Origin of the sequence: Prauserella endophytica, from assembly GCF_005146945.1 — a bacterium.
GTDB classification, from domain to species: domain Bacteria; phylum Actinomycetota; class Actinomycetes; order Mycobacteriales; family Pseudonocardiaceae; genus Prauserella_A; species Prauserella_A endophytica.
On the sequence record NZ_SWMS01000006.1, the window covers coordinates 121,190 to 136,523 of the forward strand.

A 15,334-nucleotide genomic window follows, 5' to 3' on the forward strand; every position below is an offset into this window, starting at 1 on the left:
CTTTCAAGGCGGACCCGGACTCGAGGATGAGTGTGATGTCAAAGCCGAGATGGTCTTTACTGGCAACGGTCGCCCTGGTGGGCACGTTGCTGTCGGGCACGCAGGCGGCCGCGCAGGCCGACGCGCCCATCATGGATCCGATCCCCGAGGACCCAGTGACCTCCGGGCTCGGGCTCACGGTCGAGGAGGTCGCCCAGTTCCCGAAGTCCGAGCCGACACCGGCTCCGACCGACCCGCGCCTGATGCGGCACGCGCGTATCAACTACCTCGGTGAGCTGCCGGACGGCTCGGGCAGGCAGTACGTGCCCGACCTCAACGGAAACCTGTACTTCCTCTCCGACGACGACGATCCGTACGTCTACCTCGACGTCAAGGCCAGGTTCCCGGACTTCTTCTCCGGCAGGGGGATGGGGCAGGGCTTCGGGTTCGTCGCGTTCGACCCGCGGTTCCAGCGCAACGGGAAGTTCTACACCGTCCACACCGAAGCCGGTGCGGCGCTGGAGAAGCCGACGACGTACCCGGCGCAGCCTGGCACGCGGTACCACGGCATCGTCACCGAGTGGATCGCCGACGACCCGGAGGCCGACGTCTTCAGCGGCACCCACCGGGAGGTTCTGCGGTTCGGGTTCGCCCAGCAGATCCACGGCATCCAGCAGATCGACTTCAACCCGACGGCCTCGCGCCACGACGAGGACTACGGCCTGCTCTACGTCGCCGTCGGCGACGGCGGGCTCGGCGTGTCCAGTACCGAGCCGCAGGACCTGAGCACGCCACACGGGAAGATCCTGCGCATCGACCCGGACGGCACCGGCAGCGGCAACGGCCAGTACGGCGTGCCCAGGGCGAACCCGTTCGTCGGCCAGGAGGGCGCGCTCGGCGAGATCTGGGCCTACGGCATGCGCGATCCGCACCGGTTCAGCTGGGACCCGAGGAGCCCGCACCGGATGTACCTGGGCCACATCGGCCAGCACGCGATCGAGGCGGTCTACGAGGTGCGCGAGGGCGACAACCTCGGCTGGAGCGAGCGCGAGGGAACGTTCCGCTACGAGCGGGGCGACGGCTGCTGGCTGTACCCGCTGCCCGAGGACGACGACAAGTACGGCTACGTCTACCCCGTGGCGCAGTACGACCACAACCCGCCGCCCGACTGGGACTGCGGTGACGTCGGCCGCGCGATCAGCGGCGGATTCGTGTACCGGGGCGACATCCCGGAGCTGCGCGGCAAGTACCTCTTCGCCGACCTGGTGGACGGCAGGGTGTTCTACACCGAGCAGAACCAGATGAAGCGGGGCCACGACCCGGCCACCGTCCACACGCTGATGATCTACGACGAGCACGGCAACCGCGTCAGCACGCCCGAGCTCGCCGGTGACGCCCGCGTGGACCTCCGCTTCGGCCGCGACGCCGAAGGCGAGCTGTATCTGCTGGCGAAGGCGAACGGCAAGATCTGGAAGGTCACCGGCGCGCGGAAGTTCTCGAGCTGTGGCACGGCGGGCGCCGGGGTCGGCGACGCGATGGACGCCGGCAGCTGGGCTCCGGTGACACCGGAGAAGTGGCGGTTCCCCGGGCGTGAGGTGGTCCTTGCCGAGGCGGGCGAGGCGCGGCCGGGTCCGCGCAGGCCCTTCGAGTACGCCGTGCTGACCAAGGGCGGGGAGTACGGTTCGGTGCGCGTCGACGCGGAGGTCCGGCTCGACACCCCCGTGACGGAGGCCAACCGGGACGTGATCATCGTCTTCGGGTACCGCTCGGACACGGAGTTCTACTACGCGCATCTGTCATCGGACAACTCGATCTACCCGCACAACGGCATCTTCAAGGTGAACAACGCCGACCGGGAGCGCATCGACGACCAGTGGAACGCGACGGTCTCGCGGGGCGCGGCCCCGGCGATCACCGACGCCAGCTGGCACGACGTGCGCGTGACCCACTGCGCGGCCACCGGTGAGATCGCGGTGTACGTCGACGGTGCACGCAACCCGCTGATGACGGCGGTCGACACGACGTTCGCCTCGGGCCGCGTCGGCTTCGGCTCGTTCGACAACATCGGCAGGCTGCGAAACCTGGAGGTGAGCGGCACCAGGGCCTGACCGCGGCCGGAGCCCTTCCGGCCGCGGTGAACCGCAGTGAAGGCCACCTTGCCTGCGTTCAACGCAGGGAAGGTGGCCTTCACTGCGGCCGGGTCGCGGTTCAGGCGGGCGTGATCAACCCGTAGTGCCCGTCGTAGCGCCGGTAGACCACCGAGCCCCGGCCCGTCTCGTGGTCGCGGAAGAAGGCGAACGGCAGCTCGGTGCGGTCGAGCCCCGCCGCCGCCCCGGCCGCGCTCTCCACCGGCACGGGCCGCGGCCGGACCGTGAGCGGCACGGCAGGCCGGTCTCGCGGTGGCACGGGGGAGTGCAGGCGGGCCAGCCGGTAGCCCGTGGGGCCCGCGCGGTAGACGACGCTGTCCTCGCCGGTGTCGGCGTCGACGAACAGGTGGAAGTCGTAGTCGCGGAGGTCCATCGTGAACGCCGCCTCGGCGGGGTCGCACCGGCAGAGCGGAAACTCCTTGCACCGCACGATCTCCCTCGGCCCCCGGGACCGCGCCGCGGGTACCTCCGGGGCAGCCCCGCGCCACGGCCGGAAAGTCCTCGGCCCGGTGAGCGACGCCACCTGCTCGCGCAGCCGGGCCCGCAGCAGGCCGCCGGCCTCGGCGAAGAACGCGGCCGCGACCTGCGCGCGCACCGCCCGCCCCGCGACGTCGAGATTCGCCTGTGCCAGCGCGGGAACGGGCGCGCTCGGCTTCGCGAACGCGACCAGCTTCACGCGCGCGGACACGAGCCGGTCCGGCAGCTTCCGTGCCAGTCCGGCGATCTGCTTGCGCACGTAGTCCCGCGCGCTGTCCAGCACCTCGCCCCTGGTCTGCACGACGACGCCACCCGTCCAGCGCTGCCTGCCCATCCGGGCCTCACCACCTTCCGCTCACGCCCCGATCATCATCGGCGGGCCGGGCCGGGGCAAGGCGGGTGATCGGTTCAGCGGTCTCGCGAGCGGCCGGTGACCTGCTCCGGCACGTCGTCGGCGGGGTCGGGCAGGAGGGCGACCACGTCGGCGTCGGACACCTCGGAGAAGTCGCGGTACCAGTTGCCGACCGCGCGCATCCAGACGCGGCGGTTCGGGCAGACGGTGTGGTCGGTGCTGTGGGAGAGCTCCTCGAGCACGTCGGCGGGAGCGACGGGGACGGCGAGCACGATCCGGCTGGCGCCGCGGGCGCGCAGCACCCGCAGTGCCGCCTTCACCGAGGCGCCCGTGGCTATGCCGTCGTCGGTGAGCACGACGGTCCGGCCGGTCACGGGCAGGGGAGCGCGGCCACGGCGCAGCACGAGGGCGCGCCGGTCGAGCTCGGCGAGCTCCCGCCGGGCCGCCTCGTCCACCTCCTCAGCGGTGAGCCGCAGCCTGCGCAGGATGTCGGCGTTGGTGACGAGCACGCCGCCCTCGCCCACGGCCCCGATGGCCAGCTCGGGACGGCCCGGCGCGCCGATCTTGCGCACCAGCAGCACGTCCAGCGGTGCCCCGAGGGCGTCGGCGATCTGCCGGGCCACGACGACACCGCCACGGGGAAGCCCGAGCACGATCGGGTGGCGTCCGCGGAGGTACCCCAGTCGGCCCGCGAGTTCGCGGCCGGCTTCCCGGCGGTTCTCGAACTCCATGGTTCTTCCCTCCAGGTGGGTTACCGCTGATGCTCGGCCACACGGACGCCCTGGTGAAGAGTCGAAGGTCCCTCGGTGGCGGGGCACCGGAAAGTGTCCGATGGTGGTGGCGGAAGGGCTCGACCCCGCGACGAAGAAGGGTGTCGGAATGCGAGCGTTGCGTCTCCTGGCCTGGAAGTCCGAGCCCGAGTTCGCCGACGTCGAGGAGCCGAGGCCCGGCCCCGGCCAGGTCGTGGTGCGGATCGCGGGCGCCGGCGTCTGCCATTCGGACCTGCACCTGATGCACGACTTCGAGCCCGGACAGTTGCCGTGGGGGCCGCCGTTCACGCTCGGCCACGAGAACGCGGGCTGGGTGCACGCGCTCGGCGAGGGCGTCACCGGGCTCGCGCCGGGACAGCCCGTCGCCGTGTACGGCCCGTGGGGCTGCGGGGTCTGCCGCAACTGCCGGGTCGGCGTCGAGACCTACTGCGAGAACCCGGAAGGTGCGCCCGCGCCGGGCGGTGGCGGCGGCCTCGGCGTCGACGGCGGGATGGCCGAGCTCATGCTCGTCCCGCACGCCCGGCACGTCGTGCCGGTGCCGGAGGGGCTCGACCCGGTGCTCGCCGCGCCGCTCACCGACGCGGGGCTGACGCCGTACCACGCGGTGCGCCGGTCGTGGCCGAAGCTCGTCCCCGGCTCCACCGCCGTGGTGATCGGCGTCGGCGGGCTCGGGCACCTGGCGCTGCAGATCGTCAAGGCCACCACGGCGGCCAGGGTGATCGGTGTCGACGCGCGCGAGGAGGCTCTGACCCACGCGCGAGAACTCGGCGCCGACCTCGCGCTGCCCTCCGGCGACGACACGGCGGCGCGGATCAGGGACGTCACGCGCGGTGTGGGCGCGGACGTGGTAATCGACTGTGTCGGCAACGACGCGACGCTGGCGCTGGGCGCGGCCTGCGCGCGGCAGCTCGGCGACCTCACGATCGTCGGGATCGGCGGCGGCACCCTCCCGGTGTCGTTCTTCACGCTTCCCTATGAGCTCTCGGTGCAGACGACGTACTGGGGGAGCAGGCCGGAGCTCATCGAGGTGCTCGACCTCGCCGCACGCGGGCTGCTGCGCACCACGGTCACGCGGTTCGCCTTCGACGAGGCCCCCGAGGCCTACGCGCGGCTGGCGCGCGGCGAGCTGACCGGTCGCGCGGTGGTGACGCCGCCGGCGGACGGAGCGTGACCGGATCGCTCCACTGTGGAACGGCTGGGCCGCCCAGCGCGGTTGAGGTCGAAGGACTCTTCGCGTGCGGCCGCCTTCCGGTCCATCCTGGTGGGTGAGGACGGGAGGAGGTCGGCCACGATGAGCGACTCCACGACTTCGACCTGCCTGGGGCGGTTTCTGCGGAGCCTGTTCCCCGGCCGCAACCCGGTCGCCCGCACCTCGGACCGGATCGAGGCCGCCGTGCTGCTGCTCGCGATCGTCGTCCCGCTGCTGGCACTGCCGATCGCCGCCGCGCTCGGGTCCGACACCTACGCCAGGGAGTCGCGGGCGGCGGAGCTGGAGGCGAGCACCCGGTACGAGTCCACGGCCGTACTGCTCACCGACGCGGTGCTGGAGTCTCCGACGATTTACGCGGGCGGCAGGCAGACGGTGCAGGTGCGGGCGGAGTGGCAGCGGCCGGACGGCTCTCCCGGAACCGGCCTCGTCGTCGCCGAGGCCGGGCTGGAGAAGGGCAGCGAAGTCCGCGTCTGGCTCGACGAGAGCGGTGAGCGCGTGCAGCCGCCGCGCACGCAGGCCATGGCGGCCTGGAACGCCGCCGCCGTCGCGATCACGGCCTGGCTGAGCGTCACTCTCGTGTGCGCGCTCTCCTGGTGGGCCCTGCACGCACTGCTCGACCGTGCCAGGCGGCAGCGCTGGCAGCGGGAATGGGACGAGCTGGACCGCGAGATCCACGGCCTGTGAGGGGCCTGCAGTGCACAAAGGACGGTAATACCGTCGCCAGTGGACTACTTCGGCGTGGGGGTCAGGCTCGGTGCGGGGGAGCCGAACGCGGGGACCCCGATCGCCGACTCGATGTCGGCGGCGACCGCGGTGAGCAGTTCCTCGGTGAGGTCGGTCAGCGCGCGCGCCACGGCGAGCTCGCCGGCCACCTGCGGTACCCGGGCGACGTCCACTCCCCGGTGGGCGAGCCCTATCCCGTCGAAGTGGTTGCCGCGGTCGTCTCCGAGCCGCACTCGCGCTCGAGTCGTGCCGTTGTTCTCCTCGAGGACGACGCTCATCGTCCACTGGGCAGGTCGTGCCATATCTCTCCTCCGAGCCGCGGCATCCACACTCGCAGTCCCGGCGGCGCGAGCCTAGGGTCGTTCGTCCCTATCCGAGGCGTCAAGGGGCCGGAATTCGGTCCCCGGATCGACGAAAGACACAATCGCGCACTTCGTCTCGAACGATGTGGACAGTTGAATGCGAACGTGCCGATGACGAGTAACCGGTCAGTACACAGTGGACGAAAACACAGGGGTCTCGCGTCGCCGTGTCCGGGCCTTCCCGCTCCGGCGACCCGTGTCCGGGAAGCTCCACGTATTGTACGCCTTTCCGGGCCGGTCGTGTCAGCTCGCGGGACCAATCTCGTTAACACTTTTCACCGAGCGAAGTTCGCCCTGTCGGCGTCACGGAAAACTGTTGCGCTGACCGGCCGGGGAAATAAGATCATGGTCGGTGGACGCGGCAGCCGGAATAGTGGGCCCGCAGGGCCCTCAACCCGCCAGATGTCAGGCGCCGGGTGCTCCGTCCCGGTGCTCCGAGGGGGCCGGAATGGGAGTTGCCCGTAGTCAGGGCGTTGAACGACAATGGTGTCCTCTCCGCTCCGGCGCCCGGTGCACTGGCCGAATGGGACGAGGCGGTTCGGATGGACGCGCTCGGCGAGTACGACCCGGTCGGCGGCCTCGGGGCGCCGGTGGCACAGCCACCTGGCCTGAACCAGAAGGACCGTGCCGGGCCGGTTCGCCGTCCGGGCGCGGCGCCACCGCAGACCTCCCGAGTCCCTGCTTCGTGTTGGAGGCGTGATTGACACCCGCGGAACGGTCGACACTCCAGGAGCCCGCCGCGCTGCGGCGCGTGCTCGCCAAAGCCCGGGACGAGAACTTCCCCGTGGCACTGCGGCTGCTCCCCGCCGCCCAGCGCGGGCACCTGCTCGCGCTGTACGCCTTCGCCCGGATGGTCGACGACCTCGGCGACGAGGCCGAGGGTGACCGGCTCCGGCTGCTCGACGCGGTGTCGCACGACCTCGACCGGATCTACGCGGGCTCGCCGCCGCCAGAACCGCTCTACCAGCGGCTCAGCACCACGATCTACGCATGCGGCCTGCCGCGTGAGCCGTTCGAGCGGCTGGTCGAGGCCAACCGGCGCGACCAGACCGTGCGCCGTTACGCCACGTTCGGCGACCTGCTCGGGTACTGCGCGCTCTCGGCGGACCCGGTGGGACGGCTGGTGCTCGGGGTGTTCGGCGTGGCCACCGAGGAACGCCTGCCGTTGTCCGACCGGGTCTGCTCGGCACTGCAGGTGCTGGAGCACTGCCAGGACGTCGCGGAGGACGCGCGGGCGGGCCGGATCTACCTGCCCGCCGAGGACCTCGACCGGTTCGGTGTCGCGGAGGGCGACCTGCTGTCCGGCCGCGCGAGCCGGGAGGTGCGCGCGCTCGTCGGCTACACGGCGCAGCGGGCGGTCGCGCTGCTCGACGAGGGCGAGCCGCTGGTCGGCACGCTCTCCGGCACGGCCAGGCTCGCCGTCGCGGGCTACGTCGCGGGCGGCAGGGCGACCGCCGTCGCGCTCGCCGGCGCGGGCTTCGACGTCCTCGCCACGACCCCGAGGCCGTCGAAGGGCCGCACGATCGCGGAATGGGTCCGGCTGCTGGTCACGGGTGGTGCGCGATGAACGTGGCCGACGCGTACGAGGAGTGCGAGAGAATCACGCGGCAGCAGGCGCGCAACTTCTCCTACGGCATCCGGCTGCTGCCGCCCGCCAAGCGCAGGGCGCTCAGCGCCGTCTACGCCTTCGCCCGCCGCATCGACGACATCGGCGACGGTGACCTCGCGGGCGAGGTGAGGCTGGAGGCGCTGGAGAACGCCCGCAAGGCGCTGCACAGCCTCGACGAGCCGGGCGGGGACCCGGTGCTCATCGGGCTCGGCGACGCCGCGGAGCGGTTCGGGCTGACACTCGGAGCGTTCGACGAGCTCATCGACGGCTGCCGCGCCGACGTGCTCGGCACGACGTACGAGACGTTCGACGAGCTGCACCACTACTGCCGGTGCGTCGCCGGGTCGATCGGCAGGCTCTCGCTGGCCGTGTTCGGCGGCGCGCACCCGCGGCGTGACGCGCGGCTGGCCGACGACCTCGGCATCGCGCTGCAGCTGACCAACATCCTGCGCGACGTGCTGGAGGACCGCCGCAACGGCCGGATCTACCTGCCCGCCGAGGACCTGCGCCGGTTCGGCTGCACCCTCGACCTCGACGAGGGCGGATGGCTCGCCGACTCCGAGGAGGCGCTGCTGCCCCTGCTGGAGTACGAGGCCGCCAGGGCGGAGGAGTGGTACGGCCGCGGGCTGGTGCTGCTGGACTCCCTCGACGCGCGCAGCCGCGCGTGCTGTGCCGCGATGGCGGGCATCTACCACCGGCTGCTGCGGCGGATGGCGCTGCGGCCCGGCCTCGTCCTGCACGGCCGCACGTCGCTGCCCGACTGGGAGAAGCTCACCGTGGCCGCGAGAGCGCTCGCCGGGGCGCGGCCATGAGCGCGCACGTGGTGGTCGTCGGTGGCGGGCTCGCCGGCCTGACCGCCGCGTGCGACCTCGCCGACGACGGGCTGCGGGTGACCCTGCTCGAGGCGCGGGGCAGGCTGGGCGGCGCCACGTTCTCGTTCCGCCGCGACGGTCTCTCCGTCGACAACGGCCAGCACGTGCTCCTTCGCTGCTGCACCGAGTACCGGGCGCTGCTGGCCCGCCTCGGCACGGCGGAGGGCATCGCGATGCAGGAGCGGTTCCGCATGCCGGTGCTCGCGCCCGGCGGGCGGCTCACCGAGCTGACCCGGACCTGGGGGCCCGCGCCGCTGCACCTGGTGGCCGGCCTGGCCCGTTACGGCGCTCTGCCGGTCACCGACCGGCTCCGCGCCTTCCGCGCGGCCGCCGCCATGCGCCTGCTCGACCCCGATGACCCCGCGCTCGACGAGCGCGGCTTCGGCGACTGGCTGCGCGGGCACGGGCAGAACGGCGCCACGCTCGCCGCGCTGTGGAACCTGATCTCGGTGGCGGCGCTCAACTGCGACGCCGATGAGGCCTCGCTCGCGCTCGCCGCGAAGGTGTTCCGCACCGCGCTGCTCGACCGCGCCGACGCCGCCGACATCGGCGTGCCGCGGTGGCCGCTGGAGGACCTGCACGTCCGCCCCGCCGAGAAGTACCTGCTGGCCCGCGGGGCCGAGATCCGCACGCGCAGCGCGGTGCGGGCGGTGGAGCGACGCGATCGCGGCTTCGCGGTGCGGCTCGACGGCGAGACGCTCACCGCCGACGCCGTCGTGGTGGCCGCCCCGCCGGAGCCCTCGGCGAAGGTGTGCCCGGCCGAGGCCGGGGTCTCCGGCGCGCGGCTCGCGGGGCTTGGCGCGGCGCCGATCGTGAACGTCCATGTTGTCTACGAGCGGCCCGTCACCGACCTGCCCTTCGCGGCGACCACCGGCTCGCCCGTGCAGTGGATCTTCGACCGCACGGACGTCGCCGGGCTCAGCGCGGGACAGTACCTGACGATCTCGCTGTCCGCGGCCCATACCTGGCTCGACACCCCCGTGCCCGAGCTGAGGGAGATCTTCCTGACGGAGCTGGGCAGGCTGCTGCCCGCCGCCAGGACCACGCCATGCACGCGGTTCTTCGTCACCCGCGAACGGCGGGCCACCTTCCGGCAGGCGCCGGGCACGGGGCGGCTGCGCCCCCAGCCGGAGACCCGGCTGCCCGGACTCGTGCTCGCCGGCTCGTGGACCGCCACCGGGTGGCCCGACACGATGGAGGGAGCCGTGCGAAGCGGACACCGAGCGGCCGGACTCGTCAGCGCACACGCCTGGGGAGGTGCGCGATGACCGCGACGCTGCCCTCCGAGGTGACCGCCACCCAGGCGCTCGTGCAGCCCGCACTGCGCGACGCGGTGGGCGAGCTGCGCCCGCCGATGCGCCGGATCGTCAGCTACCACCTCGGCTGGACCGACGAGCACGGCCAGGCGCGCAACGGTGGTGGCGGCAAGGCGCTGCGGCCCGCGCTGGCGCTGCTCGCCGCGCAGGCCGTCCGCGCAGGCCCCGAGGCGGCACTGCCCGGGGCGGTCGCCGTGGAGCTCGTGCACAATTTCTCGCTGCTGCACGACGACGTCATGGACGGCGACCTCGAGCGCAGGCACCGGCCCACCGTGTGGCGGCTGTTCGGCACGCCGGCCGCGATCCTCGCCGGCGACGCGCTGCTCACGCTCGCGGTGGACGTGCTCGAACGCGCCGCCGACCCCACCGCCACCCGCTGTCTCACCGCGTCGGTGCAGGACCTGATCGCGGGCCAGAGCCAGGACGTCGGGTTCGAGACTAGGATGGACGTCGGCCTCGACGAGTGCCTGGAGATGGCGGCGGGCAAGACCGCGGCGCTCATGCGCTGTGCCGCCGAGGTCGGGGCGCTGCTCGGCAGGGCGAGCCCGGTGGCCTCCGGGCTGCTCGCCGAATTCGGCCGCTGTCTCGGCATGGCCTTCCAGCTCGTCGACGACCTTCTCGGCATCTGGGGGAGTCCCGACGTCACCGGGAAACCGGTGCTGGCGGACCTGCGCGTGCGGAAGAAGTCCGTGCCCGTGGTCGCCGCGCTGGACTCCGGCACCGGGCCCGGCGCGGCGCTGCGCGAGCTGTACGGCAGACCCGATCCGCCCACGGAGGAGGAGCTCCGCACGATGGCAGAGTTGATCGAGCGGTCCGGCGCGCTGGCCTGGACCCGCGACCGGGCGCAGCGCTACGTCGTGGAGGCGAGGTCGTGTCTCGACCGCCTCGCCCCGCCCGAACCCATCCACGCCGCGCTGAGCGATCTCACGCGGTTCGTCGTGGAGCGTGACCGGTGAGCGGCGTGATCGAGCGGACGACGGCCCCCGCCGCGGCGAGGGAGGCGGCCGAGCGGGCCCGCGAGTACCTGCTCTCGCTCCAGCACGAGGAAGGCTGGTGGAAGGGCGAGCTCGAGACCAACGTGACGATGGACGCCGAGGACCTGATGCTCCGGCGCTTCCTCGGCATCCTCGACGAGCAGACGCTCGCCGAGTCGGCGCGGTGGATCCGCTCGTGCCAGCGGGAGGACGGCACGTGGGCCAACTTCCACGGCGGTCCCGCCGACCTCTCCACCACCGTCGAGGCCTATGTCGCGCTCCGCATGGCGGGCGACCCGGTCGGCTCGGAGCACCTGCGCAAGGCGCGCGAGTACATCCTCGCCCACGGCGGTATCGAGGCCACCCGGGTCTTCACCCGCATCTGGCTCGCACTGTTCGGCGAGTGGTCCTGGGACGAGCTGCCCGTGCTGCCGCCGGAGATGGTGCTGCTGCCGGACTGGTTCCCGCTCAACATCTACGACTGGGCGTGCTGGGCCCGGCAGACCGTGGTGCCGCTGACCGTGGTCGGCGCGGCGCGGCCGTGCCGCGCGCTCGGCGTGAGCGTGCGGGAACTGCGCACCGGACGGCCGGGACCGGAGCCGGCTTCGCTGCTGACGTGGGCGGGGGCCTTCCAGCGCCTCGACGGGGTGCTGCACGTGCTCGAGCGCGTCCCCGTCAAGCCGCTGCGCGGCGTCGCGCTGGCCCGCGCGGAACGGTGGATCCTCGACCGGCAGGAGGCGGACGGCGGGTGGGGCGGCATCCAGCCGCCGTGGGTGTACTCGATCCTCGCGCTGAACCTGCGTGGCTACGGCACGGACCATCCGGTGCTGCGCAAGGCACTCGACGGGCTCGACGGGTTCACGATCCGCGAGCGCACCGCCGAGGGCATGGTGCGGAGGCTGGAGGCGTGCCAGTCGCCGGTGTGGGACACCGCGCTCGCGATCATCGCGCTGCTCGACGCCGGACTGCCTCCCGGCGACCCGGCGCTCGTGCGCGCCACCGACTGGGTGCTGCGCGAGGAGATCAGGAGCGACGGCGACTGGAGCGTGCGCAGGCCGGACCTGACGCCGTCCGGCTGGGCGTTCGAGTTCGCCAACGACCACTACCCGGACACCGACGACACGGCCGAGGTTGTGCTTGGCCTGAACCGCGTCCACCATCCCGAGCCCGCCCGGCTCGGCGAGGCGCTCGACCGGGCGGTGGCGTGGACCACCGGAATGCAGTCGCGCGACGGCGGCTGGGGCGCGTTCGACGCGGACAACACCAGGACGCTGCCGGAGAAGCTGCCGTTCTGCGACTTCGGCGCCGTGATCGACCCGCCCTCGGCCGACGTGACCGCGCACATCGTCGAGATGCTCGCCGCCCGCGGTGAGGCGGACGCCCAGCCCGCGCGGCGTGGCGTGCGCTGGCTGTTGCGGCACCAGGAACGGGACGGCTCGTGGTTCGGCCGGTGGGGCGCGAACCACGTCTACGGCACCGGTGCCGTCGTGCCCGCGCTGGTCGCCTGCGGGATCCCGGTGACGCACCCCGCGATCCGCCGCGCGGTCGGCTGGCTCACGCGGCACCAGAACCCCGACGGCGGCTGGGGTGAGGACCTCCGGTCCTATGTGGACCCGGCCTGGGTGGGCAAGGGCGAGTCCACGGCGTCGCAGACGGCGTGGGCACTGCTCGCGCTGCTCGCCGCGGGGGAGCGCGGCGATCCCGTGGTGCGGGGCGTCGAGTGGCTCACTCGCACCCAGCGGGAGGACGGCGGCTGGGACGAGCCCTGGTTCACCGGCACCGGCTTCCCCGGCGACTTCTACATCAACTACCACCTGTACCGGCTCGTCTTCCCGCTCATGGCGCTCGGCCGATACGTGGAGGTGACCAGCGATGAAACCACCGGATGACGACCTGATCGTCGTCTCGCCGCTGCTGCTGGAGGCCCGGAGCGTCCGGCGGGGCCTGCGCGGTCCCTCCGGTGGGCACGTGGTGCTCGCGGGACCGCACGCGCGCCGGGCCAAACGCGTCGCACGGGCGCTGCGGCAGTACCCGGACCGGCCGGTGGCCGTCGCGGGGGTCGCCGGCGCGCTCGTGCACGGCCTCCGGCCGGGGGACCTGGTGGTTGCGAGCGAGGTCCGCTCCGCGCAGGGCACGCACCACTGCCGGTCGGCGCCGCTGCTCGCGGCACAGCTGCGCAAGCTCGGGCTGACCGTCCACGTCGGACCGATGGTGGAGACCGACCACGTGGTGTGGCAACCGGAGGGCGCGCGGCTCGCGCTCGACGGGGCGATCGCCGTGGACATGGAGTCCGCGCGGCTGCTGGACATGATCGGGTCCCGTCCCGCCGCCGTGGTGCGGGCGGTGGTGGACACCCCCACGCGGTCGCTGCTGCACCCGGCGACCGTGCCGGGCGGCATCGCCGCGCTGCGGTCGCTGCGGGCGGTCGGGCCCGCGTTGCGCCGGTGGGCGGCCGCGACCGGCGACCGCACGGTGCTGCTGGCCGGCCCGCGATCGTTCTGCGCCGGTGTGGACCGGGCGGTGGAGATCGTGGAGCGCCTGCTCGACCGGCACGCGCCGCCGATCTACGTGCGCAAGCAGATCGTGCACAACTCGCGCGTGGTGGGCGAGCTGGAACGGCGGGGCGCGGTGTTCGTCGACGAACTCGACGAGGTGCCGGAGAACGCGACCGTCGTGTTCTCCGCGCACGGCGTCTCCCCGGCGGTGCGGGAGGCCGCCGAGGAACGCGGGCTCGACGTGGTGGACGCGACGTGCCCGCTCGTGGCCAAGGTGCACGGCGAGGCGAGGCGGTTCGCCCGCGACGGCGACACCGTGTTCCTCATCGGGCACGCCGGGCACGAGGAAGTGGAGGGGACGCTCGGCGAGGCGCCGGAACGCACCGTGCTCGTGGAGCGGCCGGAGGACGTCGCGGGACTCGAGGTCGAGGACCCCGACCGCGTCGCCTACCTCATGCAGACCACCCTCGCGATGGACGAGGCCGCGGGGGTGGTGGACGCCCTGCGCGACCGCTTCCCGGCTTTGCGGGGTCCCGGCTCGGACGACATCTGCTACGCCACCACCAACCGGCAGGACGCGGTGCGCGTGGTGGCGCGCGAGTCGGATGTCGTGCTCGTGGCGGGTTCGGGCAACTCGTCCAACTCCCGCCGCCTCGTGGAGGTGGCCCAGCGTGAGGGCGCCAGGGCCTACCTGGTGGACAACGTGAACGAGATCGACCTCGATTGGCTGGTGGGCGCCCGCACGGTCGGGCTGTCCGCCGGCGCGTCGGCGCCGACGGTACTGGTGGACGAGATCGTCGACGCGTTGGCCGGTCTCGGGGCGGTGGAGACGAGGGAGCGCACCACCGCGACCGAAACCGTGAACTTCAGCCTTCCCAAGGAGGTGCGGCACCGATGAACATGCCCCTGCACCAGGCGATCCGCGTGGCGAGGCACGTGGCCACCCAGAAGCTGCGCAAGCGCGACAAGTTCCCGTTCATCATGGAGCTCGAACCGATCCTGGCCTGCAACCTCAAATGCGGGGGCTGCGGGAAGATCCAGCACCCGGCCAACATCCTCAAGCAGCGGATGCCCGTCGAGCAGGCCGTCGCCGCCGTGGAGGAGGCCGGCGCGCCGATGGTGTCGATCGCGGGCGGCGAGCCGCTCATGCATCCCGAGATCGACCGGATGGTCAACGAGCTCGTCAAGCGCAAGAAGTACGTCTTCCTGTGCACCAACGCGGTGCTCCTGCGCAAGAAGATCGACAAGCTCGACCTCAAGCCGTCCAAGTACTTCGCGTTCACCGTGCATCTCGACGGGCTCCGGGAGCGGCACGACGCGGCCGTGGCGAAGGAGGGCGTGTTCGACGAGGCCGTCGCGGCGATCCGGGAGCTGAAGCGGCGCGGGTTCCGCGTCACCACCAACACGACCGTGTTCAACACGGACACCCCGCAGAGCGTCATCGACGTGCTCGACTACCTCAACGACGAGCTCGAGATCGACTCGCTCATGCTGTCTCCCGCCTACGCCTACGAGAAGGCGCCGGACCAGGAGCACTTCCTCGGCGTGCAGGAGACCAGGGAGCTCTTCCGGAAGGCCTTCGCGAACGGCAACCGCAAGCGCTGGCGGCTCGTGCACTCGCCGTTGTTCCTCGACTTCCTCGAGGGCAAGGTCGATTTCGAGTGCACCGCGTGGGGCGTGCCGCTGTACACGCTGTTCGGCTGGCAGAAGCCCTGCTACCTCATGGGCGACGGGTACGTGAAGACGTACCGGGAGCTGGTCGAGACCACCGAGTGGGAGAAGTACGGCCGCGGCCGGGACCCGCGCTGTGCCAACTGCATGGCGCACTGCGGGTACGAGCCGACGTCGGTACTGGCGACCATGAGCTCCCTGAAGGAGTCGATCCGCGCGGCCCGCGAAACCTGACGCCGAGCCCGCGAGTCCCCCGCTCCGACCCGCGAGTCCCCCGCTCGGGCCCGCGAGTTGCCCGCTCGGGGCCTGCGAGTTGCCCGCTCGGGCCCGCGAGTCCCCCGCTGGGGCGCGTGAGTTGCCCCTTCCGGACCCCGAGT

13 protein-coding genes are annotated in these 15,334 nt (G+C 72.5%); 10 read left to right on the forward strand and 3 right to left on the reverse strand.

What is annotated here, in order from left to right; all coding sequences use genetic code 11:
* The first annotated feature begins 35 nt into the window (after nt 1–35).
* On the forward strand, nt 36–2,087 hold the full coding sequence (locus FCN18_RS13455) for a PQQ-dependent sugar dehydrogenase (RefSeq protein ID WP_137095233.1): 2,052 nt from the start codon (nt 36–38) through the stop codon (nt 2,085–2,087).
* 100 nt (nt 2,088–2,187) lie between these two features.
* Here the strand turns inward: FCN18_RS13455 and FCN18_RS13460 are convergent, their stop codons facing one another.
* Entirely contained in the window at nt 2,188–2,937 is a 750-nt protein-coding gene (locus FCN18_RS13460; protein WP_137095235.1) for a sigma 54 modulation/S30EA ribosomal C-terminal domain-containing protein, read from the reverse strand.
* Between the two features lie 74 nt (nt 2,938–3,011).
* A complete protein-coding gene (locus FCN18_RS13465; RefSeq protein ID WP_137095237.1) occupies nt 3,012–3,686 on the reverse strand; it encodes a phosphoribosyltransferase in 675 nt (224 codons plus the stop codon).
* A 148-nt stretch (nt 3,687–3,834) separates the two neighbouring features.
* Here FCN18_RS13465 and FCN18_RS13470 point away from each other — a divergent pair, with 148 nt between their 5' ends.
* Both FCN18_RS13470 and FCN18_RS13475 read left to right on the forward strand, forming a co-directional pair.
* Nucleotides 3,835–4,896, forward strand: a complete 1,062-nt coding sequence (locus tag FCN18_RS13470) for an NAD(P)-dependent alcohol dehydrogenase (protein ID WP_113644702.1) — start codon at nt 3,835–3,837, stop codon at nt 4,894–4,896.
* A 120-nt stretch (nt 4,897–5,016) separates the two neighbouring features.
* Nucleotides 5,017–5,619: an Rv1733c family protein gene (locus FCN18_RS13475; protein ID WP_137095239.1), complete on the forward strand. Its 603-nt coding sequence runs from the start codon at nt 5,017–5,019 to the stop codon at nt 5,617–5,619.
* Nucleotides 5,620–5,663: 44 nt separating this feature from the next.
* Here FCN18_RS13475 and FCN18_RS13480 read toward each other — a convergent pair whose 3' ends face one another.
* Nucleotides 5,664–5,960, reverse strand: coding sequence for a dsRBD fold-containing protein (locus FCN18_RS13480; protein WP_137095241.1), 297 nt, complete (start codon nt 5,958–5,960; stop codon nt 5,664–5,666).
* Nucleotides 5,961–6,720: 760 nt separating this feature from the next.
* On the opposite strand from FCN18_RS13480, the gene hpnC reads away from it, so the two are divergent.
* From hpnC to hpnH, 7 genes are read left to right on the forward strand one after another with little or no spacing between them, the layout of a single operon-like run.
* Nucleotides 6,721–7,587 (forward strand): squalene synthase HpnC, encoded by an 867-nt coding sequence (gene hpnC, locus FCN18_RS13485; RefSeq protein WP_112268813.1) that lies wholly within the window; start codon nt 6,721–6,723, stop codon nt 7,585–7,587.
* Entirely contained in the window at nt 7,584–8,441 is an 858-nt protein-coding gene (locus FCN18_RS13490; protein ID WP_137095243.1) for a phytoene/squalene synthase family protein, read from the forward strand. Before hpnC ends, FCN18_RS13490 begins: the two co-directional genes overlap by 4 nt.
* Nucleotides 8,438–9,769: a hydroxysqualene dehydroxylase HpnE gene (gene hpnE, locus FCN18_RS13495; RefSeq protein WP_137095245.1), complete on the forward strand. Its 1,332-nt coding sequence runs from the start codon at nt 8,438–8,440 to the stop codon at nt 9,767–9,769. The genes FCN18_RS13490 and hpnE overlap by 4 nt, the downstream gene beginning before the upstream one ends.
* Nucleotides 9,766–10,773: a polyprenyl synthetase family protein gene (locus tag FCN18_RS13500; RefSeq protein ID WP_112268819.1), complete on the forward strand. Its 1,008-nt coding sequence runs from the start codon at nt 9,766–9,768 to the stop codon at nt 10,771–10,773. Before hpnE ends, FCN18_RS13500 begins: the two co-directional genes overlap by 4 nt.
* 5 nt (nt 10,774–10,778) lie before the next feature.
* Complete coding sequence (gene shc / locus FCN18_RS13505; RefSeq protein ID WP_228713945.1) at nt 10,779–12,680, forward strand: squalene--hopene cyclase; 1,902 nt, start codon at nt 10,779–10,781, stop codon at nt 12,678–12,680.
* Complete coding sequence (locus FCN18_RS13510; RefSeq protein ID WP_113644674.1) at nt 12,664–14,184, forward strand: 4-hydroxy-3-methylbut-2-enyl diphosphate reductase; 1,521 nt, start codon at nt 12,664–12,666, stop codon at nt 14,182–14,184. The genes shc and FCN18_RS13510 overlap by 17 nt, the downstream gene beginning before the upstream one ends.
* Nucleotides 14,181–15,191 (forward strand): adenosyl-hopene transferase HpnH, encoded by a 1,011-nt coding sequence (gene hpnH / locus FCN18_RS13515; RefSeq protein WP_112268825.1) that lies wholly within the window; start codon nt 14,181–14,183, stop codon nt 15,189–15,191. Before FCN18_RS13510 ends, hpnH begins: the two co-directional genes overlap by 4 nt.
* Nucleotides 15,192–15,334: the final 143 nt, after the last annotated feature.